Source organism: Rhodococcus sp. 852002-51564_SCH6189132-a (assembly GCF_001665495.1).
GTDB classification, from domain to species: Bacteria; Actinomycetota; Actinomycetes; order Mycobacteriales; family Mycobacteriaceae; genus Rhodococcus; species Rhodococcus pyridinivorans.
On sequence record NZ_LZMJ01000070.1, the window covers coordinates 71,852 to 97,230 of the forward strand.

At 67.0% G+C, this 25,379-nt stretch carries 28 protein-coding genes and 1 pseudogene; 14 read left to right on the forward strand and 15 right to left on the reverse strand.

The features are described from left to right. Nucleotides 1–59: 59 nt before the first annotated feature. From A5767_RS16910 to A5767_RS16925, 4 genes are read right to left on the reverse strand one after another with little or no spacing between them, the layout of a single operon-like run. Nucleotides 60–1,415 carry an LLM class flavin-dependent oxidoreductase gene (locus A5767_RS16910; RefSeq protein ID WP_064852751.1) on the reverse strand — a complete coding sequence of 452 codons (1,356 nt, stop codon included), beginning with the start codon at nucleotides 1,413–1,415 and terminating at the stop codon, nucleotides 60–62. 28 nt (nucleotides 1,416–1,443) lie between these two features. After that, on the reverse strand, nucleotides 1,444–2,169 hold the full coding sequence (locus A5767_RS16915) for an ABC transporter ATP-binding protein (RefSeq protein ID WP_064852827.1): 726 nt from the start codon (nucleotides 2,167–2,169) through the stop codon (nucleotides 1,444–1,446). Beyond that, nucleotides 2,145–3,008 (reverse strand): ABC transporter permease, encoded by an 864-nt coding sequence (locus tag A5767_RS16920; protein WP_064852752.1) that lies wholly within the window; start codon nucleotides 3,006–3,008, stop codon nucleotides 2,145–2,147. Before A5767_RS16920 ends, A5767_RS16915 begins: the two co-directional genes overlap by 25 nt. Continuing rightward, complete coding sequence (locus A5767_RS16925; protein WP_064852753.1) at nucleotides 3,005–4,069, reverse strand: ABC transporter substrate-binding protein; 1,065 nt, start codon at nucleotides 4,067–4,069, stop codon at nucleotides 3,005–3,007. The genes A5767_RS16920 and A5767_RS16925 overlap by 4 nt, the downstream gene beginning before the upstream one ends. Nucleotides 4,070–4,257: 188 nt before the next feature. On the opposite strand from A5767_RS16925, the gene A5767_RS23190 reads away from it, so the two are divergent. The 4 genes from A5767_RS23190 to A5767_RS16930 all read left to right on the forward strand — a co-directional run bounded on the left by A5767_RS23190 (nucleotide 4,258) and on the right by A5767_RS16930 (nucleotide 6,851). Further along, complete coding sequence (locus A5767_RS23190; protein ID WP_144376970.1) at nucleotides 4,258–4,695, forward strand: hypothetical protein; 438 nt, start codon at nucleotides 4,258–4,260, stop codon at nucleotides 4,693–4,695. Nucleotides 4,696–4,710: 15 nt separating this feature from the next. Further along, complete coding sequence (locus A5767_RS23410) at nucleotides 4,711–4,878, forward strand: hypothetical protein (RefSeq protein WP_019289942.1); 168 nt, start codon at nucleotides 4,711–4,713, stop codon at nucleotides 4,876–4,878. 23 nt (nucleotides 4,879–4,901) lie between these two features. Continuing rightward, nucleotides 4,902–5,060, forward strand: coding sequence for a hypothetical protein (locus A5767_RS23415; protein ID WP_019289943.1), 159 nt, complete (start codon nucleotides 4,902–4,904; stop codon nucleotides 5,058–5,060). Nucleotides 5,061–5,192: 132 nt separating this feature from the next. Beyond that, nucleotides 5,193–6,851: a DNA repair helicase XPB gene (locus tag A5767_RS16930; RefSeq protein WP_064852754.1), complete on the forward strand. Its 1,659-nt coding sequence runs from the start codon at nucleotides 5,193–5,195 to the stop codon at nucleotides 6,849–6,851. Between the two features lie 40 nt (nucleotides 6,852–6,891). Here A5767_RS16930 and A5767_RS16935 read toward each other — a convergent pair whose 3' ends face one another. Genes A5767_RS16935 through A5767_RS16945 form a run of 3 tightly spaced genes read right to left on the reverse strand, consistent with a single transcriptional unit; the run spans nucleotide 6,892 to nucleotide 10,626 of the window. After that, nucleotides 6,892–7,554, reverse strand: a complete 663-nt coding sequence (locus tag A5767_RS16935; RefSeq protein ID WP_006551688.1) for a response regulator — start codon at nucleotides 7,552–7,554, stop codon at nucleotides 6,892–6,894. Then, entirely contained in the window at nucleotides 7,536–9,206 is a 1,671-nt protein-coding gene (locus A5767_RS16940) for an ATP-binding protein (protein WP_064852755.1), read from the reverse strand. The genes A5767_RS16935 and A5767_RS16940 overlap by 19 nt, the downstream gene beginning before the upstream one ends. A gap of 49 nt (nucleotides 9,207–9,255) precedes the next feature. Beyond that, nucleotides 9,256–10,626 carry a CitMHS family transporter gene (locus A5767_RS16945; RefSeq protein ID WP_024103076.1) on the reverse strand — a complete coding sequence of 457 codons (1,371 nt, stop codon included), beginning with the start codon at nucleotides 10,624–10,626 and terminating at the stop codon, nucleotides 9,256–9,258. Nucleotides 10,627–10,898: 272 nt separating this feature from the next. Here A5767_RS16945 and A5767_RS16950 point away from each other — a divergent pair, with 272 nt between their 5' ends. Then, nucleotides 10,899–11,567 carry a DUF3239 domain-containing protein gene (locus A5767_RS16950; RefSeq protein ID WP_064852756.1) on the forward strand — a complete coding sequence of 223 codons (669 nt, stop codon included), beginning with the start codon at nucleotides 10,899–10,901 and terminating at the stop codon, nucleotides 11,565–11,567. A gap of 101 nt (nucleotides 11,568–11,668) precedes the next feature. On the opposite strand, the gene A5767_RS16955 is transcribed toward A5767_RS16950, so the two are convergent. Next, the gene (locus A5767_RS16955; RefSeq protein WP_016691292.1) at nucleotides 11,669–12,655 is read right to left on the reverse strand and encodes an LLM class F420-dependent oxidoreductase; all 987 of its coding nucleotides are present in this window, start codon (nucleotides 12,653–12,655) and stop codon (nucleotides 11,669–11,671) included. Between the two features lie 165 nt (nucleotides 12,656–12,820). On the opposite strand from A5767_RS16955, the gene A5767_RS16960 reads away from it, so the two are divergent. After that, nucleotides 12,821–13,870 carry a patatin-like phospholipase family protein gene (locus A5767_RS16960; protein WP_037217041.1) on the forward strand — a complete coding sequence of 350 codons (1,050 nt, stop codon included), beginning with the start codon at nucleotides 12,821–12,823 and terminating at the stop codon, nucleotides 13,868–13,870. 3 nt (nucleotides 13,871–13,873) lie between these two features. Here A5767_RS16960 and A5767_RS16965 read toward each other — a convergent pair. The 3 genes and pseudogenes from A5767_RS16965 to A5767_RS16975 all read right to left on the reverse strand — a co-directional run bounded on the left by A5767_RS16965 (nucleotide 13,874) and on the right by A5767_RS16975 (nucleotide 17,233). Next, nucleotides 13,874–15,153, reverse strand: a pseudogene (locus A5767_RS16965) (MFS transporter). Nucleotides 15,154–15,447: 294 nt separating this feature from the next. Beyond that, entirely contained in the window at nucleotides 15,448–15,822 is a 375-nt protein-coding gene (gene trxA, locus A5767_RS16970) for a thioredoxin (protein ID WP_016691289.1), read from the reverse strand. A 31-nt stretch (nucleotides 15,823–15,853) separates the two neighbouring features. Next, nucleotides 15,854–17,233 carry an MBL fold metallo-hydrolase gene (locus A5767_RS16975; protein ID WP_064852757.1) on the reverse strand — a complete coding sequence of 460 codons (1,380 nt, stop codon included), beginning with the start codon at nucleotides 17,231–17,233 and terminating at the stop codon, nucleotides 15,854–15,856. Between the two features lie 139 nt (nucleotides 17,234–17,372). On the opposite strand from A5767_RS16975, the gene A5767_RS16980 reads away from it, so the two are divergent. The 6 genes from A5767_RS16980 to A5767_RS17005 all read left to right on the forward strand — a co-directional run bounded on the left by A5767_RS16980 (nucleotide 17,373) and on the right by A5767_RS17005 (nucleotide 20,403). Next, nucleotides 17,373–17,642 carry a metal-sensitive transcriptional regulator gene (locus A5767_RS16980; protein WP_064852758.1) on the forward strand — a complete coding sequence of 90 codons (270 nt, stop codon included), beginning with the start codon at nucleotides 17,373–17,375 and terminating at the stop codon, nucleotides 17,640–17,642. Nucleotides 17,643–17,758: 116 nt separating this feature from the next. After that, the gene (locus A5767_RS16985; RefSeq protein ID WP_064852759.1) at nucleotides 17,759–18,355 is read left to right on the forward strand and encodes a rhodanese-like domain-containing protein; all 597 of its coding nucleotides are present in this window, start codon (nucleotides 17,759–17,761) and stop codon (nucleotides 18,353–18,355) included. Between the two features lie 2 nt (nucleotides 18,356–18,357). Further along, entirely contained in the window at nucleotides 18,358–19,236 is an 879-nt protein-coding gene (locus tag A5767_RS16990) for a sulfite exporter TauE/SafE family protein (protein ID WP_064852760.1), read from the forward strand. 57 nt (nucleotides 19,237–19,293) lie between these two features. Beyond that, nucleotides 19,294–19,608, forward strand: coding sequence for a rhodanese-like domain-containing protein (locus A5767_RS16995; protein ID WP_064852828.1), 315 nt, complete (start codon nucleotides 19,294–19,296; stop codon nucleotides 19,606–19,608). 79 nt (nucleotides 19,609–19,687) lie between these two features. Continuing rightward, nucleotides 19,688–19,957 carry a metal-sensitive transcriptional regulator gene (locus A5767_RS17000; RefSeq protein ID WP_016695659.1) on the forward strand — a complete coding sequence of 90 codons (270 nt, stop codon included), beginning with the start codon at nucleotides 19,688–19,690 and terminating at the stop codon, nucleotides 19,955–19,957. A 32-nt stretch (nucleotides 19,958–19,989) separates the two neighbouring features. After that, on the forward strand, nucleotides 19,990–20,403 hold the full coding sequence (locus tag A5767_RS17005) for a DUF302 domain-containing protein (RefSeq protein WP_019289964.1): 414 nt from the start codon (nucleotides 19,990–19,992) through the stop codon (nucleotides 20,401–20,403). A gap of 54 nt (nucleotides 20,404–20,457) precedes the next feature. Here the strand turns inward: A5767_RS17005 and A5767_RS17010 are convergent, their stop codons facing one another. Further along, nucleotides 20,458–21,684: an oxygenase MpaB family protein gene (locus tag A5767_RS17010; protein WP_064852761.1), complete on the reverse strand. Its 1,227-nt coding sequence runs from the start codon at nucleotides 21,682–21,684 to the stop codon at nucleotides 20,458–20,460. Nucleotides 21,685–21,973: 289 nt separating this feature from the next. On the opposite strand from A5767_RS17010, the gene A5767_RS17015 reads away from it, so the two are divergent. Next, nucleotides 21,974–22,576: a TetR/AcrR family transcriptional regulator gene (locus tag A5767_RS17015; RefSeq protein ID WP_082937732.1), complete on the forward strand. Its 603-nt coding sequence runs from the start codon at nucleotides 21,974–21,976 to the stop codon at nucleotides 22,574–22,576. Here A5767_RS17015 and A5767_RS17020 read toward each other — a convergent pair. Both A5767_RS17020 and A5767_RS17025 read right to left on the reverse strand, forming a co-directional pair. Next, on the reverse strand, nucleotides 22,558–23,052 hold the full coding sequence (locus tag A5767_RS17020) for an NUDIX domain-containing protein (protein ID WP_064852762.1): 495 nt from the start codon (nucleotides 23,050–23,052) through the stop codon (nucleotides 22,558–22,560). The genes A5767_RS17015 and A5767_RS17020 overlap by 19 nt on opposite strands. After that, nucleotides 23,052–23,693 (reverse strand): GyrI-like domain-containing protein, encoded by a 642-nt coding sequence (locus tag A5767_RS17025; protein WP_006551712.1) that lies wholly within the window; start codon nucleotides 23,691–23,693, stop codon nucleotides 23,052–23,054. The genes A5767_RS17020 and A5767_RS17025 overlap by 1 nt, the downstream gene beginning before the upstream one ends. Before the next feature lie 102 nt (nucleotides 23,694–23,795). Between A5767_RS17025 and A5767_RS17030 the strand changes: the two genes are divergently transcribed. Then, complete coding sequence (locus tag A5767_RS17030) at nucleotides 23,796–24,722, forward strand: sigma-70 family RNA polymerase sigma factor (RefSeq protein ID WP_024103063.1); 927 nt, start codon at nucleotides 23,796–23,798, stop codon at nucleotides 24,720–24,722. 3 nt (nucleotides 24,723–24,725) lie between these two features. Here the strand turns inward: A5767_RS17030 and A5767_RS17035 are convergent, their stop codons facing one another. Continuing rightward, the gene (locus A5767_RS17035; RefSeq protein WP_006551714.1) at nucleotides 24,726–25,310 is read right to left on the reverse strand and encodes a carboxymuconolactone decarboxylase family protein; all 585 of its coding nucleotides are present in this window, start codon (nucleotides 25,308–25,310) and stop codon (nucleotides 24,726–24,728) included. Between the last annotated feature and the right edge of the window lie 69 nt (nucleotides 25,311–25,379).

Here is a 25,379-nt window from a genome sequence, read left to right on the forward strand (position 1 = left end):
GGTGCGGTTGATCGAGCATCGCCTGGAACCGCCCACCACCGGCCCGTGGGCGGAGAGGCTCAGCGTTGCGTCGCGAACCCCACGAACGCCCCGCCGACGGTGAACTGGTTCTCCGGCCGTGGGAGCCCGTAGTGCCCACGCAGGGTGGATTCGGTGTACTCGGTGCGGAACAGACCGCGCTCCTGCAGGATCGGCACCACACCGTCGACGAACTTCTCGAGCCCCGACGGCAGCACGGCGGGCATGATGTTGAAGCCGTCGGCCGCGCCGCTGTGGAACCAGTGCTCGATCGTGTCGGCCACCTGCTCGGCCGTGCCCGCGAAGGTTCGATGGCCGCGACCGCCGCCGAGTCGTTCGATGAGCTGCCGCACCGTGAGGTTCTCCCGTCGCGCGAGCTGCACGATGAGCGTGTACCGGCTCTTGGCTCCCTCGATCTCGTCCTCGGACGGCAGGTTCTCCGGCAGCGGCTCGTCGAGCGGAAGCTGCTCCGGCCGCAACCCGAACCGGTCGGCGAGCTGGTGGCGCGCGTACTCGGGCGAGATCAGCCGGGCCAGTTCGGCGTCGAGTTCGCGTGCCTCATTCTCCGTATCGCCGATGACGGGCACGATGCCCGGGAGGATCAGCACCTGCCGCGGGTCGCGGCCGACCTTGCCGACCCGATCCTTCACGTCGTCGTAGAACGCCTTGCCCTCCTCGAAGGTGGGCTGAGCAGTGAAGATCGCCTCGGCGTACAGCGCGGCGAAGTCCTTGCCGTTCTCCGACGAGCCCGCCTGCACGAGCAGCGGATAGCCCTGCGGCGACCGCGGCACGTTGAGCGGCCCGGCCACCGAGAAGAACTCTCCCTCGTGTTCGAAGGTGTGGACCTTCGCGGAGTCGGCGTGGATCGCCGCCTCCTTGTCGGCGACGATCGCGTCGTCCTCCCAGCTGTCCCACAGCTTGGTCGACACCTCGACGAACTCGGCGGCCCGCGCGTAGCGGCTCTTGTGCGCCGGCACGCCGTCGAGACCGAAATTGCGAGCGGCGTCGTCACCGGCGGTAGTGACGATGTTCCAGCCGGCCCGTCCCCCGCTGACGAAATCCAGCGATGCGAATCGACGCGCGAGGTTGTAGGGCTCGTTGTAGGTCGTCGACGCGGTCCCGATGAGACCGATCCGCTCGGTGGCCGTCGCGATCGCGGTGAGGATGATCGTGGGTTCGAGCTTGCCGCTCGGACGCCGTTCGGGATTCGCGAACAGCACGGGGCTGTCGGCGAGGAACACCGAATCGAACCTGCCACGCTCGGCGGTGCGGGCGAGCGAGATGTAGTGCTGGATGTCGAGATTCGCGTTCGGGTCGCTCTCCGGCAGACGCCAGGCCGCTTCGTGATGGCCGACGGGCATGAGGAAGGCGTTGAGGTGCAATCGACGATCGGTCATGCCTTCTCCTGTCGTGAAAGGTCTTTCGTCACAGTTGCGTGATGACACCGAGGGCGGTGAGGAGGTCTTCACGGATGTCCCGGAAACCGGGATCTGTGATGGAACGGGGCTTGTCGAGATCCACGTGGCAGTCGACGGCGATGCGCCCTTCGTCCAGCACGACGATCCGGTCGGCGAGCACTATCGCCTCGTCGACGTCGTGAGTCACGAGCAGCACGGTGGGACGGTGCGCGCGGACGAGATCGTCGAGCAGTCCGTGCATCCTGATGCGGGTCAGGGCGTCGAGCGCGCCGAACGGCTCGTCGGCGAGCAGCAACTGCGGCTCCCGCACCAGGGCCCGGGCCAGCGCGACACGCTGTTGCTCCCCGCCGGAGAGTTCGAGCGGCCAGGCGTCCTCGCGCCCGGCCAGGCCGACCTCGGCCAGCATCTCGGATCCCCGGCTCCTGCCCTGCCTGTCGAGCCCGAGCGTGACGTTGTCGAGCACGCGCAGCCAGGGCAGCAGGCGGGAGTCCTGGAAGGCGACGGAGACCTTCTCCGGTACCGCGAGGGCGCCGCCGCGGATCTCCACGTCGTAGTCGAGGCCGGCGAGCGCACGCAGCAGGGTGGACTTCCCGGATCCGCTCCTGCCGAGCAGGGCGACGAACTGTCCGTCGGGGATCTCGAGGTCGAGCCCGTCGAGCACGTTCCGGTCGCCGAAGCCGCGGGTCAGGCCGCGGATGCGTACGGCGCTCATCCGCCCAGCGTCTTCCGCCAGGCGAGCGCCCGACGCTCGACCAACCGGAGACCGGCGTCGGATGCCAGACCGAAGATGCCGTAGACGAGCAATCCGACGAGGATGACGTCCGGCTGACCGTAGTTCTGGGCGTTGAACATCATCTTGCCCAGGCCGCTCACGGCGTTGATGCTCTCGACCACGATCAGGGTGAGCCACGCACCGGTCACCGCCAGGCGCAGACCGAGGAAGAATCCGGGCAGCGCTCCTCGCAGCACCACCTTCCACACGAACTGTGCGCGAGTGAGAGCGAGGACCTCGGCGAGTTCGACGTAGCGCTGTTCGAGGGCCGTGAGAGCGTTGTGCGTCTGGATGTAGATGGTCACGACCGTCCCGAGTGCGATCACCGTGATCTTGAAGGTCTCGCCGATGCCGGGCCACAGGATCAGCAGCGGGATGAGACCCAGCGTCGGGATCGCACGCTTGAACTGCACGGGGCCGTCGATCAGTGCTTCACCGGTGCGCGTCAGGCCGGATGCGAGCGCGAGCGCGGTGCCGATGACACATCCGATCACGAAGCCCAGCACGGCACGGCTCAACGATGCCAGGATGTGTTGTTGCAGAGTTCCTTCCGAGACGAGTTCGACCGCGCTGGTCACCACTGTCCAGGGAGCGGAGAGCTTGCGGTCGTCGATCCATCCGGCACCCGACCCGATCGCCCACACGACGAGCAGCAGAACCACGCCGGTCATGCGCGAGAACGGGACGGCCTTGCGGAGACCGAGCCGCCGGAGCGGCCTGATCCCCTCCGTCGGTGGCTGATCGGTGGGGTCCGGTGGGCGGGCGCCGACCTCCACCGGCCGTGTCAGTGTGCCGGTCACGAGTCCGACCCCTTCCGGTACTCCTGCGGAACCGACTCCGCGGCAATAGTTTCGAATCTGCGATCGAAGATCTGCTCGACGTCGAACTCGTCGAACCATCCGGCCTCGTCGAGCAGTTCCGAGGTCTCCTGCGTCCATTCGATCGCGGAGTCCCAGTCGATGGGATATGCCGGTTTCTGGCCGACGGTTTCGACGATCCGCCTGCCGTCCTCGTACGACACCCCCTCGCTCTCGACGTAGTACTTCCGGATCCACTCGTCCCGGTTCTCCCACGCCCAGACGTCACCCTGTGCCCACAACGGGATGAATTCCTTGATCGCCGCGACCTTCGCAGGATCCTCGAGCACGGACACCGGAGCCCACAGAACACTCAACGCGTCGACCTCGGGCGTGAACACCCCTCGCGCGCCCTCGGTTTCGTACTGGTTCAGGTACTTCGTGAGGGTAGGTTCCGCCAGCGGTGCGACGTCGACCTGTTTCGCCTGGAGCGCCGTGAGGAACTGCGTGCTCGGTAGTTCGACGAATTCCACCTCGTCGAGACCGATTCCGGCCGACTTCAGCGTCCGGAGCACGACGACACCCTGGGCCTGCCCCGGCGACAACGCGATCTTCCTGCCGCGCAGGTCGTCCAACGAATCGATGTCTGTACCGGGTGCCGTCGCGAGCGAGTACTGCGGCGAATCCTTCTCGCGTACGGCGACGATCCTGGCGTCGAGCCCGGTGGCACGGGCCTGGATGGGAGGAATCGCCGCATTGACCGCGAGGTCGACGGCGTCGCCGCGGAACGCCTGGATGACGTCGGGACCGGCCGAGACGTCGGGCCAGTCCGACACCGTGAACGGCAACTCGTCGATACGACCGGTCGCTTCGAGCTGGATACGGGTGGGCTTGACGGCAATGCTCAACGACGTCCCCGGTGGAATCTCCTCGGGGATTTCGGCGTCGGCGGCCAATCCCCCGGTCGAACCGCCGGCGCACCCGGTGAGCACGACGCTCAGTGCGGCCGCGACGACGATCGGAGCGCGCGATCTTCGAGAGCGCACGAGTGAGGACACGATCATGAGAACTCCTTGCGAAGATGAGGGGCGCGACATCGCGCGAATACGCCGACGTGCGCCACCGGAAGACGAGCGGGAACCCGAGCGCGGGCCCGACCGCGAGGACAGCAGTCCCGGAAACCGCAGTCCCGAAATCAGCGGTCACGGTACGGAGAACAGCGACCGTGCGGACAGCCACGGAACCGCGATCGGTGGACGACACGACACGCACGGTGTTCGCGACGCGAGGCACTGCGGCCTGCGATCACGGTCCGGCCCATCGCTCTCCCCCGTCCGCCCGGGCTGTGGACGTCCTCTGTCTGCACAGCATCGCCGGTGACGGTATCGGCCGCGCGGAACTTCCCGACAGGGATCAGCGCACGGTGAAATCAACTCCGGACACCGGAGTACGGAACATTTCAGCGCCGTGTTCGGATGGCGCACAGAATAATTCGAGCGACTGGCTTTTTCCGGGAAATGACGTATGGTGTGGTCTTGTCGAGTGGTTGTTCATCGAAGATGGAGTGACAATGGCCGACAAGGGCAAGAATTCGAAGAAGCCAGCGAAGTCCCTGAAGGAACGTCGTCAGGAGAAGCGGCAGAAGGCCGCCGAAGCCGGCGAGTTCATTCGTAAGCGGAAGCGGAGCTGAATCCGGTTGCAGGCCATGGATCTCGAAATCGCAGCGCTCGAAGCGCTGTACGACAAGATAAGTGGATTGTCCGGTCGGGAAACGGGCACCGACGCACAGCGGCACGGATATCGCGCCGCCTTGGCGCGTGCACGGGTGTTCGTTCTCGACGAGCGTGCCGGCGCGATGAAACAGCCGGCCTGAGAAAAGAGAAAATCGGTACTGGAATGAAGCGGACGCTGCATGCCCTGGACAAGATCCAGGAACGACTCGAATCGGAACTGGATTCGAGACCTCCCACCTCCGAGAAAGACGCCGGCTACCGGTCCGGTATCTCCGAGGCGCTGGTGTGCGTGATGGAGGTGCGGCAGTCGCTCGCACGGTGAGTACGCCGTGAAACCGGTCGGCCGTGCGTTCCCCCGTGGCGGGAACGCACGGCCGTACACCGTCGTGGTGGCGCGGTACGGCCCGAACCTGGAGAATGGGAAAGTTCTACTTTCCATCCACAGGAGGCACTCGTGGCCGACGGACCGCTCATCGTCCAGTCCGACAAGACCGTGCTCCTCGAGGTCGATCACGACGGGGCGAACGAGGCGCGGCAGGCGATCGCACCGTTCGCCGAGCTCGAACGCGCCCCCGAGCACATCCACACCTACCGGGTGACGCCGCTGGCATTGTGGAACGCCCGTGCCGCCGGTCACGACGCCGAGCAGGTCGTCGACGCGCTGGTCTCGCATTCCCGGTTCGCCGTCCCGCAGGCGCTGCTCGTCGACATCGTCGACACCATGAGCCGCTACGGGCGCCTCCAGCTGGTCAAGAACCCCGCCCACGGCCTGACCCTGGTCAGCCTCGACCGGGCGGTGCTCGCCGAGGTCCTGAGAAACAAGAAGATCGCCCCGATGCTCGGTGCGCGCATCGACGACGACACCGTGATCGTGCATCCGAGCGAGCGCGGACGCGTCAAGCAGATGCTGCTGAAGATCGGCTGGCCGGCCGAGGACCTAGCGGGGTACGTCGACGGCGAGGCCCATTCGATCTCGCTGGACTTCGAGACGAACCCCTGGCACCTGCGCGACTACCAGGAACTGGCCGCCGACTCGTTCTGGTCGGGCGGCTCGGGTGTCGTGGTGCTGCCGTGCGGTGCCGGTAAGACGATGGTCGGCGCGGCCGCGATGGCGAAGGCCGGCGCGACGACGCTCATCCTCGTGACGAACACGGTCGCCGGGCGCCAGTGGAAGCGCGAGCTGATCGCCCGCACCTCCCTCACCGAGGACGAGATCGGCGAGTACTCGGGCGAGAAGAAGGAGATCCGCCCGGTCACCATCGCCACCTACCAGGTGATCACCCGCAAGTCGAAGGGTGAATACCGCAATCTCGAGTTGTTCGACTCCCGCGACTGGGGGCTGATGATCTACGACGAGGTGCACCTGCTGCCGGCGCCGGTCTTCCGTATGACCGCAGACCTGCAGTCCCGCCGCCGCCTCGGTCTCACCGCGACCCTCGTGCGCGAGGACGGACGCGAAGGCGACGTCTTCTCGCTCATCGGCCCGAAGCGGTTCGACGCGCCGTGGAAGGACATCGAAGCCCAGGGCTGGATCGCCCCCGCCGACTGCGTGGAGGTCCGCGTGACCCTCACCGACGCCGAGCGCATGGCGTACGCGGTCGCCGAGCCCGAGGAACGGTACAAGCTGTGCTCGACCGCGCGCACCAAGATCCCGGTCGTGAAGTCGATCCTCGAGCAGCACCAGGACGCCCCGACACTGATCATCGGTGCCTACATCGATCAGCTCGACGAGCTCGGTGAAGCGCTCGACGCCCCGGTCATCAAGGGTTCGACGAAGACGAAGGAACGCGAGGCGCTGTTCGACCGGTTCCGGTCGGGCGAGCTGAAGGTGCTCGTCGTGTCGAAGGTCGCGAACTTCTCCATCGACCTGCCGGAGGCCTCGGTCGCGATCCAGGTGTCGGGCACCTTCGGCTCGCGTCAGGAGGAGGCCCAGCGTCTCGGGCGGCTGCTGCGTCCGAAGCACGACGGCGGGCAGGCCCACTTCTACTCCGTGGTCTCGCGCGACACCCTCGACGCCGAATACGCCGCGCATCGCCAGCGGTTCCTCGCCGAGCAGGGTTACGCGTACCGGATCACCGACGCCGACGACCTGCTCGGACCGCAGATCGGCTGACGCGGAGCGTCCCTGCGCGACGCGTCACAGGGACTTCGTGTCACTGCGGCCGGTATTCCTGTTCGGGGCGGCCGGTGGTGCCGTAGCGCAACTGCATCCGCAGGCGTTTCTTCGCGACGAGCGCCGCGAGATAGCGCTGTGCGGTCGCGCGCGACACCCCGATCGTCACGGCCACCTCCCCAGCCGACATCGGTTCCGGTGATTCCCGGAGCGCCTGCATCACGAGCTCTTCGGTCATCGAACGCGAGGGTGCCGGGCGGGCGGCCGGCAACACCGGCCGCAGTGCGGCCAGCGCCGTGTCGATCTCCGTCTGGGTGAGCTCCTCCCCCGCGACGACCCTGCGGTACTGCGCGTAGGCCGCCAGCCGCCGGGCCAGTTCGGTGCTTGCGAACGGCTTGACCAGATACACCAGCGCACCGGCGGTGAGTGCCGCGCGCACCGTCGTGCCCTCGCCGGCGGCACCGAGCACGAAACTGTCGCATTCGAGGCTCCGGATCAGGTCGATCCCGGAGCCGTCCGGTAGGTACACGTCCACGAGGGCGAGATCGACGGGACCGGCCCGAACGGCGTCCCGGGCCGCCGCGATGCTCCCGGCGACCGCGCAGACCTCGAATCCCGCCACACCCGAGACCACGGAGGCGTGGAGTTCGGCGACCCGGAAGTCGTCGTCGACGACGAGGACCTTCAGATCCGTTCCGCCCATCCCGTGTCCCTTTCGTCGAGCATCCCGGGCAGCGTCGCCAGGAAGACCGCACCCCCGGTCGGATTCTCCGGCGTGCGCTGCCCGCCACGGTCCGCCAGCACGACGTCGCCGCCGTGCAGCCGCGCGATGCGCCGTGCCAGCGCCAGCCCCATTCCCCGGCCACCGGGCACCGTCGGATCGCTGCGGGTCGTTGCGCCCTCGGCGAAGACGTCGGGCAGCGCGGGATCGACGCCGTCGCCGGTGTCCGCGACACTCACGTGCAGGTCGGCACCGTCCTCCATCAGTTCCACCTCGACCTCGGCCGGAGCGCGCCCGCTCGTGCGTGCCGCCTCGATCGCATTGTCGAGCAGGTTGCCGAGCACCGTCGTGACGTCGACGGGTGCCCGCACGGTGGCGTGCGCCCACGTGTTCTCGCCGAGCACGAGCGTGACTCCCTGCTCGCGCGCATGCGCGGCCTTCGCGACGAGGAAGGCGTGCAGGTACGGGTCGGTGATCGCGTCGATGCCCTCGAGCTGTTCACCGAGCGGACCCGAACCGAGGATCTGTTCGATGTACTCGAGCGCCTGCTCCGCATGCCCCCGGCGGAGCAGTCCGTCGAGCAGGTGGAGCCGGTTCGCGAACTCGTGCCGTTGGGCCCGCAGTGCCGTACTCATCGCCTTGACCGCGTCGAGTTCGCGCGTGAGCGTCTCGATGTCGGTCCGGTCCCGCACCGACATCACCGTGCCGAGATCCCGGCCGTCGCGCACCACACGCCGCGAAACGGCGACGACGACCCGGTCGCCGGTGGTCGCCGCGACCGGGATGCCCTCCGCGGAGCGCAGCACGTCGAGCAACCGCGGGGTCATTCCGAGGGTGTCGACACTGCGACCGATTCCGTCGTCGAGATCGAGCAGGCGACGCGCCTCGGCGTTGACGACGGTGACGTTGCCGCGCGCGTCGGTGCCGACGACCCCGTCGGAGATCCCGTGCAGCACGACCTCCTGTTCGCGGACCAGCTCGGTGAGCTGTTCGGGTTCGAGTCCCAGAGTGAGCCGCTTCCAGCGGTTGGCGAGCAGCAACGATCCGACAGCACCGCACACGAGTGCTGCGAGCGCGATCAGGACGGCATCGGCGAGGTCGCTGCGCAGGTCGGCGCGCACCCGGTCGGTGGCGATGCCGACGCTCACCTCCCCGACCACCCTGCCCGAGACGGGATCGGTCACCGGCACCTTGGCCCGGACCGAATCGCCGAGCGTGCCCGACTCGCTGGTCACGACCTCCCGTCCGGCGAGTGCCTCGGTGGGGTCGGTGCTCACCCTCCGGCCGAGCTGCTCCGGATCGGGATGCGCGAGCCGGAGTCCCTGGTCGTCGGTGACCACGACGAACAACGCTCCGGTGGCGGTGCGGACGGCCTCGGCGGCCTCCTGCACCGCACCGGATGCGAGTTCCGGGTTGTCCGGGGAAACCACCCCGTCGTCGGCGGCCGAATAGCGTGCGACCTCGTCCCGCACGGTCGGGTCCGCGGACACCGACCGTGCGATCGCGAGCGCCCGCTGACCGTGCTCGTCGGTGACTCGGTCCTCGGTGGTGGTGGCGAACACCGTGAATCCGATGCCGAGTGCCACCGCCACCACCGCGGACTGGAGCAGAAGTACCTGGGTGCGAAGTTTCACGGCGTCGCTCCCGTTCGTCCCATCCGTCCAGTGTGGCCCGGGGCCGATCTCATCCGAACGGAATCTGCCCGAGTACCACCCCGACGACGAGCATCACGACCGACACCACTCCGGCGCGCCACAGCACCTTGCGGTGATGGTCGGCCAGTGGCACCCCGGCGAGGGTCACCAGCAGCAGAATCGCCGGGACCAGCGGGCTCTGCATGTGGACGGGCTGTCCGGTGATCGATGCGCGCGCCATCTCGACCGGTTCGATGCCGTACTGCGCTGCCGTCTCCGCCAGCACCGGGAGCACCCCGAAGTAGAAGGCGTCGTTGGTCATGAAGAAGGTCATCGGGATGCTGAGCAGGCCGGTGATGACGGCGAGGAACGGGCCGAGTGCGTCGGGGACGACGCCGGTGAGCCACAACGCCATCGATTCGACCATGCCGGTGCCTTGGAACACGCCGGTCAGGACGGCGGCGGCGAACACCATCGCGACGACCGACACGATGCTCGACGAATGGCGTGCGATCGCGGCGGACTGATCGACGACGCGAGGGAAATTCACGGCCAGCGCGATACCGGCGGCGATCATGAACAGCACGGGGATCGGCAGGATGTCGAGGCCGAGGACGACGAGCAGCGCCACCGTGAGGATCGCGTTGAAGGGCAGCAGACGCGGACGCAGGGTCGGACGGTCGGGGTCGAGTCCGGCAGCCAACCGACCGACCTCCCCGTCGGTCGTATCGGTGCCCTTTCCGACCGTCGTACCCACTCCGGACGGACCAGCGCCGAGCGGCATCAGGTCGGGCTTCCACGTGAGCTTTCCGAGACGGCGACGTTCGACGAAGCCCAGGTGAGCAGCGAAGCCCAGCACGACCACGAGTCCGACGACGAGCGACGGGATCATCGGGACGAACACGTCGGACGGGGACAACCCGAGCGCGCTGGCTGCACGGACCGTCGGCCCGCCCCACGGGATGATGTTCATCGTGGCGTTCGCCAGGCCCGCGACGACGGTGAGGACGACCGGGCTGACCTTCAGTTTCAGGTAGAGCGGCAACAGTGCGGAGGTGGTGATGATGAACGTCGTGGACCCGTCCCCGTCGAGGGAGACGACCATCGCCAGCACAGCGGTTCCGATCACCAGTCGTGCCGGGTCGTCGCGCACGAGCCGCAGGATGAGCCGCACGAGGGGGTCGAACAGGCCGACGTCGATCATGATGCCGAAGAAGATGATCGCGAAGAACAGCAGCGCCGCTGTGGGGGCGAGACTTTCGACGCCGTCGACGATCATGTCGCCGATGTCGGTGCCGGCTCCGGCGATCAGGCCGAACGCGACCGGGATCAGGATCAGGCCGACGACCGGGGTGGCCCGTTTCGACATGATCAGGTACATGAACGTGGCGACCATCAGGAAGCCGAGGACGACGAGCATGGCGGTGCCCACTTTCTGACGTGATCGGGGCCGGTCCGGGCACACGTCGACCACGGGTCGCGGGCGCGACCGGAGGTCTGGTGTGGGGGTCCGGCTCGAAGCCGTGAGGGTTGTGTGATCTCTGCTACAGCAGAGTGTGTGGCCACGTCCCTCACCGAGTCACCGTTGCGCGCGAAAGCGCCGTTGTGCGCATTCTGCTCGAGCCCGTCGTGGTCGGGCTCGCCGCCGGAGGCCGACAGTGGTCGGCCCAAGGGCTCCAATAAGCTGGTGGCGTGCGCCGCTTCGACTTCCCTGTGGACCTGCCCCATGCCAAGGCCGTGAACCAGACCCTCGCGGATGTCCGTCGTCTGCGGTGGTCGGCGATATTCGTCGGCCTGGTGTGCGTCGCGGGTGCGGTGGGTCTGTTCCTGCTCGGCGAAGCCTGGGCGTACATCGTCGCCGCCGTGCTGGCGGTTGCGGCCGCGACGTCGGTGTGGGTGGCGCTGTGGGCGCCGCGCAAGGTGGGGACCATCGAACAGCTCTACCGCGACAGCCCTCTCGTCCCGGCCGTCGTCGCCGCCGAGCGTGCCCGCGGGCTGACGCTGCTCGCGCTCGTCGACATCGCCAAGCCCGAGACGTCCGGTCGGCACTTCGCCCTGGTCACCCGCAACGTGGAGGCGGTGCCGGGTCACCGGATCGCGATCGGTGAGCGGGTGCCGTGTGCCGCGGTCCTGTCCGACCGCACGACCCGCAACGACTCGGGGGTCTGGCAGATGGTGGGCCCCATGCCGATCGCCTGGGGTACCCGTGATCAGAAGATCATTGCCGACGCGGTCGCGCAGATCCCCGAGGTGGAGTGGCGCGTGCTGAAGGACAAGCTGAAGATGGTGGACCAGATCGACGCCACCGACGAGCGTCGCCTCGAACTGGCGAGCAAGGAACTGCCGCCCGAACTGCGGTGACGGGGGCGTGCCCCGGGACGTTGTGGGTCGCCGGATTGTCGGCCGACGACCCACACGGCCCGTGACCGGCTGGCCCCTCCAGCTCTCAGGGGTCGTGTGCATCACGCGAGGTGCGGGAGCACTTCCTTCTCGAGCAGTTCCAGCCCCGAGGTGTCGTAGGCGGCCTCGGGAACGTAGAAGATCGCGTACTCGAGCCCCTGCTTCTTCAGCGCGGTGAGGTTCTCGACGATCTGCTCGGGGGTGCCGACGGCGGGCATCCCCCGGAAGGCGTCGAGCGCCCCGTCGGCCTTCTCCGCTCCGACGATCGGTTCGAGACGGGCCCGCAGTGCCTCGAGCCGGTCCTGCACCTCGGCTTCGGTGCGGCCGATCGCCACGTTGTAGTTGGCCGATCGCACGATGGCGTCGAAGTCGGTGCCGACCTCGGCGCAGTGCTCGCGCAGGATCTCCGACTTGCGCGCGAATCCTTCGGGTGTGCCGTCGAAGTTGGTGTACTGCGCGTACTTCGCGGCGATCTTCAGGGTCACCTTCTCGCCGCCGCCGGCGATCCACAGCGGAATACCGCCGTCCTGCAGCGGAAGCGGACGGACGATGGCTCCGTCGACGGTGTAATGCCTACCCGAGAACGTCGCGGAACCCGTGGTCCACGCCTGTCGGAAGATCTGCACGCCCTCGTCGAGTCGGCGCAGCCGCTCACCCGGCGACGGGAATCCGTAACCGTATGCGCGCCATTCGTGTTCGTACCATCCGCCACCGATCCCCATCTCGATGCGCCCACCGGAGATGATGTCGGCGGTGGCCGCGACCTTCGCGAGATAGGCGGGGTTGCGGTAGGCCATGGCGGTACACATCTGGCCGATGCGCACGCGCTCGGTGACGGCGGCGAAGGCCGACACGAGGCTCCATGCCTCGTGGGTGGCCTCGTCGGTGGGTTCAGGGACGGTGTGGAAGTGGTCGTACACCCAGATCGACTCCCACGGGCCGCGATCGGCGCGGACCGCTAGGTCGCGCATCACCTGCCACTGATCGGAGGGCTCGATGCCGACGAGGTCCAGGCGCCAACCCTGGGGAACGAACAGTCCGAAACGCATGCGGCTCCTTCGCTGATAGGTACGGGGCGCGATGTCGTCCATCCACCCACAGGCTCCAGTGTGCAGTGCGACCGCCGAACATTCTTCCGAACTCCGGCGCTGTGCGCGACACGACGACTGCGCTCCCGTCGGATATCGGTGAGGGTGCTGCGTACCATCGGACCCATGGCCGGACGGACACGCGTGGCACTCGCCCTCGGCAGTGGCGGTGCCCGCGGATACGCCCATATCGGCGCCATCCGGGCGATCGAGGAACGTGGCCTCGAAATTGTCGGAGTCTCAGGCGCTTCGATGGGCGCGCTGGTCGGTGGCGTCTACGCGGCAGGCGCGATGGACTCGTACACCGAATGGGCCACGGGTCTGTCCCAGATGGATGTGGTGCGCCTTCTCGACCTGTCGGTCTCGGCCCCCGGCGCGATCCGCGCCGAACGAATCCTGTCCAAGATGCGGGAGATCCTCGGCGATGCGGTGATCGAGGAACTCCCGATTCCGTTCACCGCAGTAGCCACCGACCTCGCAGCAGGTCGCGCCGTCTGGTTCCAGCGAGGTCCCGTCCACGCTGCGATCCGGGCGTCCATCGCGATACCCGGTGTCATCACGCCGGTGATACTCAACGGCCGCGTCCTCACCGACGGCGGCACCCTGTCGCCCCTACCGATCGCACCGACGGTCGGCATGCCCGCCGACCTCACGATCGGAGTCAGCCTCGGTGGGGAGGAGCAGGGCTCGGCACGATCACCCGAGAACGCCAGCTCCGAGGCACGGCCCATCGAGGAATGGAAGGCACGTTTCCGGCGCAGCGCCAACCAGATGCTCGACACCGACATCGTGCGGTCGGTGGTCAACCGGTTCTCGACCAATGCGGCGAACGACGAGCCGCCGGAGGAGGACACCGAGGACACTGGCGACGTCGACGCCGACGATGCGCTCATCCCGAAGTTCGGACGCGTCGCGGTGATGAACCGGTCGCTCGACATCATGCAGTCGGCGCTGTCCCGGTTCCAGCTGGCGGCCTATCCGCCCGACATCCTCGTGGAGGTCCCGCGCACCGCGTGCCGAAGTCTCGACTTCCACAAGGCGGCCGAGATGATCGCGCTGGGGCGCGCACTCGCCGAGGACGCCCTCGATCGTGCCGGTATCGCGGCCTCCGCCCCCACCGGTCCGGGGCCCGAGATCTCTGTCGACTCGTCACCGGACGAGCCCGGCTCGCCTTGACTGCTACCGAGCAGCGGCGACCGGCCGGTGTGTTTCGTACATCCGGAGAGCGACGATCAGCGCGGAGGTTGCGCTGACGGCCGCAGCGACTCCGACGGCGGCGTGCAGACCCATCAGGTCGGCGACGATCCCGCCGAGGACTGCCCCGACCGCGTAGCCGAGATCGCGCCAGACGCGGTAGACGCCGACGGCCCTGCCTCGCCAGACCGGGTGGGCGACGTCGCCGATCACGGCCAGCAGGGCGGGATAGACCATGGCGGTGCCCGCGCCCAGCAGTACGGTGCCGGTCGCCCAGCCCGCGAATGCGTCGCTCAGCGCGATGACCGCCAGGGCGGCGGCCTGTGCGGCCATTCCCGCGGTGATCAGGTGCTTCCGGCCGATCCGGTCCGAAAAGGCTCCGGTGACCAATTGTCCCGCGCCCCACACTCCTGGATAAAGGGCGAACAGCAGGCCGATCTGTGCAACGGCGAGATCCGCGGTGGCGAACAACAGGGGAACAATCCCCATGAGAGACCGAAATTGAGGTTGTTGACCAGTCCCGCCTGACTCGCCGAGGACAGAGCGGGTTCCCGAAGACTGGTCTGGGCCACGATCTCACGGTCGGTCAGGTCGGCGTGAAGGTGATCGTGGATCCCGTCGGCGCGGGCCACATGTTGCCCGGCGTCGAGCAGTGCGTGATCCCGAGTTTCCTTCACGAAGAAACCCGACAACACCAACGCCAGGGCTGTGTACGCGAGCCCCAACAGGAAGGGTGCCGGGCGCAGACCGAATTGCTCGGCCAGGTGACCGGCGAACAGTGATGTCACGGCGACAGCGCCGTAACCTGCAGCTTCGTTGAGTCCCATGGCCAGACCGCGCCGGGCCGGACCGACCAGATCGATCTTCATCACCACGGTCGTCGACCAGGTGAGCCCCTGGTTGATACCCAACAGTACGTTCGCGGCTACCACCCACCACCAGTCGGTGGCGAGAATCAGCATGAGAGGTACCGGCAGGGCGAACAACCATCCCACCAGCAGCACGGGTTTGCGTCCGTAGCGGTCGGAGAAGGTCCCGGCAAAGTAGTTCGCGGCGGCCTTGGTGATCCCGAAGGCGGTCACGTAGGTGAAAATGAATGTGTAACCGCTCAGCCCGAATTCGTTCTCGGCAAGCAGCGGCAGCACGGCCTGTTGCTGACCGACCATGCCTCCCACCAGGGCGTTGACCACCACCAACAGGGTGAACTGCGCGGCGTTGGCCCGCAGGCCCAGCACCGGAGGCCGGGGCGTGGCCCTGGGGCTCACGTCCCGGCCTCCGGGTCGGGGCCGACGGCTACGGCCGGTTCCGGTTCGGACACCGTCTCCATGGTTGTGACCGAGGTCAGCGACGGAAGAGCGAACGCACGCTTCGACGCTCGGCGCGGGCCGGGACGGTGTCCTGACCGCAGGTGCAGCGATCGGCGGCGGGCACGGAACGCAAGACGGCGTCGACATGCTGTCCGCATCCGCCCCATCCGGTCTTTCCGCAGTTCGGGCAGGCGACGGGGTAACACATGAGAGTCCTCCTCGATGAGAGTTCGCTACGGACCCGGCGAAGGGTCAGGAGCGGGAGGCTGCGCGTTGTTCGGCAACCTGGTCGTGGATCTCGGTCATATCGAGGGCCTCGATCCGGGTGATCAGGTCCTCGAGAGCCGGTGCCGGCAACGCGCCGGGCTGTGAGTAGACGAGCACACCTTCTCGGAATGCCATGATCGTCGGAATCGAGCGGATGTTCGCCATGGCGGCGAGCTGCTGCTCGGCCTCGGTGTCGACCTTGGCATGCACGATCTCGGGGTGTACCTGCGACGACTTGTCGAAGACCGGGGCGAAGGCACGGCACGGGCCGCACCACGACGCCCAGAAGTCGACGAGCACGATATCGTTGCCGACGATGGTGGATTCGAAGTCCGCCATCGTGAGGTTCTTCGTCGTCATCGTTTCCGTTCCTTTCTCCGGGCCGGAATGATCAGGCAGGGACGTGAGATTCGGCCCACGCGTTGTAGCCGCCGAGCAGGTCCGTGACGTTCTCGAAGCCCTGGGCCCGCAGCAGCGAAGCCGCCACGCTCGAACGCCATCCACCGGCACAGTGCACCACGATCGGCTTGCCGGCGGGAACCTGGTCCAGACGGGCCCGCAACTGCGCCAACGGGATCGGCACCGCGCCCGGGATCGTCCCGAACTCGCGCTCACCGGGGTTGCGGATGTCGACGAGGGTGACCGCGTCGGCGGCGAGCAAGCGGTCGAGTTCCTCGACGGTCGTCCGGGGTGCGGCCTCGATCAGGCCGGCCAGCTCCGCGGGGAAGGTCCCGTCCCGATCGACGTTCAGATAGCCTGCGGCACCGTCGGATCCGATTCGCGCCAGGCGCACCGCGGCGTCCTGCTCGTCACCGGGATAGGTGATCAGCACGATCTTCTCGCCGACCTCGGCGACCATGCCGCCGGTCTCGGCGAAACGCCCGTCGAACCCGACGTTGACCGATCCGCGCAGATGCCCAGCGGCGAAATCGTCGACGCTTCTCGCATCGAGAACACGCGTGCCGGCCTCGAGTTCGGCCTTCACCTGCTCGGGGTTCAGCTCGGGAATGGTGCGGTCCTGCAGCAGAAGCGGGTGCATCCGCTTGTTCATCGCGGCGTCGACCGAGAAGTACGACGGGGCGGCCGGCTGCCCTTCGGTGACCAGGGCGACGAAGTCGTCCTCGCTCATCGGTTGCACGGACGGATTCGTGGCGCGCTGCTCCCCGATGGTCGAGGTGAGTTCGGTCGACAGGTTCTTTCCGCACGACGAACCGGCGCCGTGAGCGGGCATGACGACGACCTCGTCGGGCAGCGTCAGCAACTTCTCGTGCACGGTGTGGTACATGGCCCGCGCCAGATCGCTGGTCGAGCCGTCTCCGAGGTTGACCAGGTCGGGACGGCCGACGTCGCCGATGAACAGGGAGTCGCCGGTGAGCACCGCGGTCGGGACGGCGCCGGGGTGTTCGCGCACCAACACCGAGATCGATTCCCAGGTGTGGCCCGGGGTGGACAGGATTTCGAGTTCGACCTCGCCGAGGGAGAGCTTCTCGCCGTCGCTCAGCCGGCGGATCGGGTAGTCGGTCTCGGCGGCTTCACCGAATCCGATCCACGCACCTGTGGCGTCGACCAGTTCGAGGTGGCCGGAGACGAAGTCGGCGTGGAAGTGGGTGTTGATCACACCTTCGATGGTCAGCCCGTACTTCTTTGCGTCGGACAGGTATTCGGTGATGTCGCGGCGGGGGTCGACCACGACCGCCCTGCCGGTGCTCTCGTCGCCGATGAGGTAGGACGCGTGGGAGAGGCACTCGATGTAGTACTGCTCGAGAATCATGGATTCCTCCGTTGCTGGATCCGGGTGATGTTCCGGCGATGTAGACATCGTGGCATATACCCCCTAGGGTATGTCAAGTACCCCCTGGGGTATCTGGGTTCGATTTCCCGGCAGCGCAGGATCGAGCAGGGAGTTACCGATGGAGAATCCGGAAGCCGATACCGCCGCCCTGCGACGCCTGCGCCGAGCACAAGGCCAGCTCACCGCGGTTATCACGATGCTCGAAACCGACCGCGATCTGCGCGAGGTGGTCATCCAGCTCGCAGCGACATCCCACGCGCTGCATCGCGCCGGATTCAAGATCATCTCGGACCGGCTCCGCCGATGCATCCTCGACGAACAGGACGCCGCCTGCGACGACCGCATCACCGAGAAGGAACTCGAGGAGTTGCTCCTCGGCCTCGCCTGAGATCACACGACAACACTCCTTGTGTATACCCCTGGGGGTATGTGTACGATAGTTGAAGAATACCCCCTGGGGCACTTCTATCAGCCCCATCCGATTCCCCGATCGAAAGGCCATTCATGATCGAGTCTGCTGTCACCGTCGACCCGAACTCCTTGCACGCGTCGATCGACTCCGGCAAGAACGTACGGATCATCGACGTCCGCACTCCGGGCGAGTTCGAGTCCGTGCACATTCCCGGCGCCTACAACGTCCCCCTGGACCTGCTGCGCGAGCACCGCGACGAGTTCTGTGCCCATTTCGACGAGAACGTCGTGCTGGTATGCAGATCCGGACAGCGTGCCGGTCAAGCCGAAGAGACCCTGCGCGGGGCAGGATTGTTCAACCTCCACATCCTCGCCGGCGGCATGCTCGGCTGGGAATCGGCCGGCCTGCCCGTCAACCGCGGCGCCGAACGCTGGGATCTCGAACGCCAGGTCCGGCTCGTCGCCGGTTCGCTCGTGCTGAGCTCGGTTCTCGGCAGCATCGCCGTGCCGAAGCTCAAGTGGCTCGCCGCCGGAATCGGCGGTGGGTTGACCTTCGCCGCACTGTCGAACACCTGCGCGATGGGCATGCTGCTGTCCAAGCTGCCCTACAACCGCGGCGCCTCGTGTGATGCCCAGAGCATCGTCGCGCAGCTGGTCCGGTCGAATACAGAACGCGCCGAGAGGAACTGATCATGATCGCGTTGACCGTAGCTCTGGCAGTCCTCGTCGGCGTCACCCTCGGACTGCTCGGTGGCGGAGGCTCGATTCTCACCGTCCCGCTACTCGCTTACGTCGCAGGCATGGACGCCAAGGAAGCGATTGCCACTTCGCTGCTGGTCGTGGGTGTCACGAGCGCGGTCGGCGCGATCTCCCACGCACGCGCCGGCCGCGTGCAGTGGCGCACCGGAATCCTGTTCGGCCTGGCCGGCATGGTCGGCGCCTACAGCGGTGGTCTGCTCTCACGCTTCATCCCCGGCACCGTCCTGTTGCTCGGCTTCGCCGTGATGATGATCGCCACGGCGATCGCCATGCTCCGTGGCCGTAAGAACAAAGCCGCGGCCGACGAGGGCGAGCGCGCGATGCCCGTGGGCAAGATCCTGCTCGACGGTGTGGTCGTCGGTCTGGTCACCGGCCTCGTCGGCGCCGGCGGCGGCTTCCTCGTCGTCCCGGCTCTGGCGCTGTTCGGTGGTCTGCCGATGCCGGTCGCGGTCGGTACCTCGCTGATCGTGATCGCCATGAAGTCCTTCGCCGGACTCGGCGGTTACCTGTCCACAGTGCAGATCGACTGGCGTCTGGCGGCGATGGTCACCGGTGCCGCCGTCGTGGGCAGCCTCATCGGCGGCCGCCTGACCTCACTGGTCGATCCGGACACCCTGCGCAAGAGCTTCGGCTGGTTCGTCCTGATCATGTCCTCCGTCATCCTCGCGCAGGAGATCCATCCCGGCGTCGGCATCGCCGCGGCGGCACTCACCGTCGTTGCCGCCGGCGCTACCTATGCCTGCAACCGCAGGGAGCACTGCCCGCTGCAACGACTCGGAGGACGCCCTCGCGCCGCCGTGGCGGCGGGCTGAGCGGAAGACTCGGAAGTGCTCACCCATTCTCGACGGACCCGATCCGAGGAGTTCACCATGCACGAAGTCGACACTGCCGCTCTGATCCAGGCGTGGGAGTCCGGAGCTCCGGTGCTCGATGTCCGCGAGGACTACGAGTACATCCAGGGCCACGTTCCCGGCGCCCAGTTGATCCCCCTCCCCGAACTGTCCGCCCGTGTGAGCGAGGTATCTCCGGGAGAGACCGTCTACGTCATCTGCGCATCGGGAAACCGGAGCAAGCGCGGAGCCGAGATCCTCGAATCGGCCGGACGGCCCGCGGTGTCCGTTGCCGGCGGGACGAGAGCGTGGGTGACTGCGGGCCGAGAGGTCCGGCGCGGCCCCACCGCCTGAGCATCGGTCGCACAACTCACACTCCGACCAGATACCCCCGGGGGTACACTGGTCTACAGAACTAGGAAAGGACGCCTCCATGGTCGGCGACGAAGACAGCATCGCACTGGTACTCAACCGGCTGCGCCGCGCACAGGGTCAGCTCGGCGGAGTGATCGCGATGATCGAACAGGGTCGTGACTGCAAGGATGTCGTAACCCAGCTCGCCGCGGTCTCCCGCGCTCTGGACCGCGCCGGATTCAAGATTGTGGCGAGCGGTTTGCGGGAATGCCTCACCGAGACGGCCCAGGACGGCAAGGAGCCGATGACCGAGGCCGAACTCGAGAAGCTCTTCCTCGCCCTGGCTTGACACCTCCCCATCCGAGAGAAAGCAGGACACCCATGACACTCGCACTCTCGACCACCCTGCACACCTCGTTCGACGATGCGGTCGAACGCACCCGCAAGGCACTGGCCGGGCAGGGATTCGGCGTGCTCACCGAGATCGACATGAAAGCCACCCTGAAGGCCAAGCTCGGCGAGGACATGGAGGACTACGTGATCCTCGGTGCATGCAATCCGCCGCTCGCCCACCGGGCGGTGACGGTCGATCGGCAGATCGGGCTCTTGCTCCCCTGCAACGTCGTGGTCCGCACCGACCCCGAGGATCCCGACACCGTGGTGGTCGACGCGATGAACCCACAGATGATGGTGCAGGTCGCCGATCAGCCGGGACTCGCGGAGGTCGCCGACGACGCCACCACCGCTTTGCAGGCCGCCATCGATTCCTTGAAGGCGGATACGGCACAGAACTGAAGCGACACCACGAGGGCCGGCACAGCGACTGTGCCGGCCCTCGCCCCGAACGGGTCAGGGATAGTTGGGATTGTTGTATTCGGGGATCTCGATGCTGATCGGGCGCAGTTCCGACATGTACAGCAGGACGAACTGGCGCAGCAGTTCGTCGAACGTCCAGTAGGCATCCGGCGCCAGCGGAAGCGGCAGCAGGCCTTCGCGTACCGCGATGAACGGACCCCACGCGACGTCGAGCAGTGTGCCCCAGACCGGTTCGCGCGGAATATTGAGCCAGTTGGCGACCTCGTCGCCGAGCGCGAACCGTGTCAGCGCACCGAGGATCGGGCGGGTCAACAGCGAGAAGTCCAGACCCTTACCGAGATCGAGCAGCATGTCGGCGAGTTTCACACCCTCGGGTGTGGGCGCCAGGATCGGATCGAGCACCTCCTGCGCCTGGGATTCGGCGTCGTCCCAGGTCGCCGGGATGTACTGGTCCTCGATGCCGAGCATATGCGCGCTGACCTGCCACGAGTGCAGGAATCCCTCGGCCTCCGGAGCCGGGATGGGAACCTTCCACTCCTCGAGAGTGCGCATCACGCTGGTGGGCAGGCTGTGCCAGGTGACCATCATGTCGTGCTGGCTGATCGGCACGTCCTCAGGTGCCATATTGGCCCAGTGTGAGGACTGCGGAAGCAGATGCCGCACGCCGGCATGGACGAGTCTGGTCTTCACCGACGTGACGATCATCTCGCCGTCGCCGAGATATGCATTGCGAGAACCGATGTCGTAACCCAGCTTCGCCGTCTTCGAGATACGGCCCTTCATGTTGGCGCCGCCCTTGGAGTAGTAGACGGCCAGCGCTTCCTTCGGGATGACCGTGCTCATCATCCCGCTCACGAATCCGTACAGGACACCGAGATACAGCCCGCGCTTCTCGTTGAAACGAACGGCCGTCTCGAGTTTCGCCGGATCGGCCCAGGACGGAAGCTGCCGGGCGTGTTCCATGAAATCGCGCAGGTCGTTCGGAAGCCCTTCGGGCAACGGCTGGGAGTTCTTCTTCCAGGTGCGCAGCAACTCGTTGACCCTCGGTACGTCGCCACGCTCGAGCAACGAGGCGACGAGCGGGTCGGCCTCGTTGTCCCACACCTGTCGTGGATCGGCACCGCTCCCCGTACCCGGTATCGATCCTGCCGGCGACCACCTCCAGGGCCGGGCCTGGGCCGGTGTCGCCACCGCGAACGCCCCCAATGCGCCCAGGAGGCCACCGGTTTTCAGAACGTCGCGCCTGCTCGGATTATCCATACTGTCGCTCCCCTACGACTCGTGGATGTAGCAATGAAACATTCGGAGTTTCTCTGTAACATCGAACCACACTGTGGCTCGGGTCACAATGGATCGTGAAATGTCACTGCTCGGGATGGTCGGCGACAGGACCGGGACGGTAAACTCTGGACTTCGAGGAGGACATGTGGATTCTGCGTCGCCGATTTCCCGAGCGGTCTCACCCGCCTCCCCACCGCCCCCTGCCGAATCGACATCGTTGCTGGAACGTGCTTTTCAGGACGCACTTCTCCTTCCGGACGAATCCGTCATGGGTATCGAGATCGACGAAACTCGTGTGCGTCTGCTCGATGCCGCCTACGACCAGTTCTGCCGGACCGGCATCCAACGCTCCTCGATGGAGGAGATCGCCCGCCGCGCGAAGCTGTCGCGAATCACCCTGTACCGCAAGTTCGAATCGAAGGATGCCCTCGTCGACGAGGTCATCATGCGCGAGTTCCGCCGCTACTTCCTGCGTTTCCTCGAAGACATCGCCCAGGCCGACACCGTGGCCGACCGCGTGGTCCTCGGATTCGTCAGCGCGCTGCGCGTCATCCGCACGAACAGACTGATCGGCAATCTGCTCGAGACCGAACCGGGGCTGTTCGCCGGCGCGATCGGTGGCGACGACGGAACGATGCTCGCCGCTGTCCGCCGTTTCGTCGCGGGGCAGTTGCAGCGCGAACAACGCGCCGGAACGGTCGCTGCCGACCTGAACACCGACCTGGTGGCAGAGATGCTCGTCCGTATGTCGGCGTCGTTCCTCACCACGCCGAGCCAGGTCGTCGACATCGACGACGACGAGGCCCTCGCGTCGATCGCCCGGCAGTTCCTCGTTCCGATGGTGCTGCCGGACTACGGCTCGACGCGGTAGTACCGGCCTTCGTCGTCCAATCGCGCACGCAGCGCTTCCAATACCTGCCGCTGCCCCTTGTGCAGCTTCGTCTCGGCGTCCGCGGCGACGACCCACCGGGCATCGTCGACCTCCGGGATCGTGATCCGCTTACCGGACTTCGGCGGCCATTCGACCTCGCACGTGTTGCTTTCGACGAACTGCAACTCGTCCGTCGTCTCTCCCGCGTAAATGCTGACGATCTTGCCGGACGACTGCCGGTAGCGACCCAGCAACGACAACGGCACATCCGGGGGCTCGATCCCGCATTCCTCTGTGAACTCGCGCAGGGCGACCTCCCGGGGATCCTCCTCGGGACCGTACTCGCCCTTCGGTACCGACCAGGCCGCTTCGTCCTTCCCCTTCCAGAACGGACCACCGGGGTGGACGAGCCACACGCTGAGCAGACCGGTGTCGTCGACGCGGTAGAACATCAGACCTGCGCTGGTGACGGCCATCATTGCTCCTGTATGCCTGCGACAGGTTGACGCAGAATGGTTTTCAGCTTCTCGGGGGCCGTGCGGCGAGGGTCGGACAGATAGATCTCGTGGTGGTCGCCGGCGAACGTCACCCCTCGTTCGGGCATCACCTGCGTGTGCAGGCACTGCAGGACGGGGCCTTCGTCGTCGTACGGCCCGACGTGCAGGATCTGCAGCGCCCTGCCCTCCGCCAGCCGGAACGGCCGCACACGCGGCAGGGACGGGAGCGGATTCTTCTTCGCCCGGGCCTTGTCGCCCGCCGTCTCGATCGCGTCGTTCATCATGTCGTCGGTGATCCAGGGCGGCTGCGCGATGAGCATGCGCCACGACCAGGAGTCCTTGTCCCGCGTGAGGAAGGTGGTCATGTCCTCACTCCACCACAGGCCTTCGAGAGGTCCGACGACGAAATCCCGCCCGAGTTCCTTCTTGGAGGTGAACTTCAGGGTGTACGCCACCGAGTAGAGGGCCTCGACGGCATCGGCGTACTCCTCGGAACCGTTCGGATCACCCTTGCCGTCCACGGCGAGGTAGTCGAACTCGGGAGCGTGCACCTCGGCGAAATCCTCGGCCGAGCACGAGTACAGCTCGCGGTGCTCACGCTTGATGTCGTATTTGTCCACGGCGCCCCTTCCGTTCGAGGACGAGAATAGGCGCCCGACAGCATCCGTACGCGCGATCGACACCCCTTCGCCCCGCAGCCGATCGCGTCTAGCATCGTCCCCATGCTCGACGAGAGCACCCAGAAGACATTCGAGGAGAACCGCACCCACCTGCTGTCGGTGGCGTACCGCCTCACCGGCAGCATCGCCGACGCCGAGGACGCCGTGCAGGACGCATGGCTGCGACTCGTGGGCGCGGATGTCTCCGAGGTGCGCGACCTGCGTGCCTGGCTGACGACAGTCGTAGGACGGTTGTGCCTCGACAGACTGCGCTCGGCCGCGGTGCGCCGCGAGACCTACGTGGGCCAGTGGCTGCCCGAACCCGTCGTGGCGCCCCTCGGCTCCCTCGCTCCCCCGGACCCGCTCGACGAGATCGTGCGCGACGAGGACAACCGCCTGGCCGCGCTCGTCGTCCTCGACAGCCTGACACCGGCACAGCGCGTGGCGTTCGTGCTCCACGACGCGTTCGACATCTCGTTCGACGACATCGCCCGCATCCTCGGCGTCGCCACCCCGACCGCCCGCCAGCTGGCCTCCCGCGCCCGCCGTACGGTCTCGGCCGTTCCACCGCCGAGTTCACCGGCCGAACACGAGGAGGCCGTCGGGCGGCTCGTCGCGGCCTTCGCGGGCGCCGACCTCGACGCCGTCGTCGCTGCGCTCCATCCCGACGCCCGCATGATCGGCGACGCCGGCGGCACGACCCGTACGGCGCTGAACGTCGTGGTCGGAGCCGAGAAGGTCGCGCGGTTCATCCTCGGACTGCTGCGGCTCTACGGAGCCGAGGCGTTGACGGCCTTCGAACCGGTCCTCGTCAACGGCGAGATGGGTCTGTTGAACCGCGGTCGCCCGGCCGAGGACGGTCGGCCGGGCTTCCCTCCGCGCGTGACGGCGTGGACCGTGCGGGACGGACGGATCTGGGCGGCCTACGACATCGCGAACCCCGAGAAGCTCGGACGCGGAGTGCTCCTGCCCGACAGCATCTTCGACTAGGCGTCATGCGTTCCCGGCTTCGTCGGCCCAGGGTACCCGGCAGGCGTCCGTGCTGAATCCCTGATCGTGGATGCCCAGCGCCGAGTTCATGCGCGCACGCATGTTCTCGAGCGCGATCTGATAGGTGAGTTCGACGACGCCCGCCGGCCCGAAACGACGCTCGAGGTCGGCGACCTGTTCGTCGGTGACCTCCTTCGCCACGTCGCCGGTCATCGCATCGGCATAGGCGATCGCGGCTTTCTCGTCGTCGCTGTAGAGATCGGAGGTCTCGTACTCGGCGATGTGGGCGAGTCGTTCGGTGTCGAGTCCGTCCAGTCGCTGCAGCATCGTCCCGAAGTCGATGCACCACGAGCATCCGACGGTCCACGCCACGCGGTAGACGGCGATCTCCCGGACCGCGGCGGGCAGGACGGTGGAGGCGCGTTGGGCGAGCATCTCGTGGACTCCGCTCGTACGCATCAACCGCGGATGGTGCGCGGCCACCGCGAAGGGTTCGGGGACCGAACCGAACCTGCGGCGGGCGAGCGCATACATCGCACGGGTCATCGGACCGGTGCGGTCGGGAGCGACGGCTTCGAGTCGTGCCATGACGGTGTCCTTCCGGTGCGACCGACGGATACTCCGCCGGTTCGAGGTGGCCTACATCATGGAGACGAG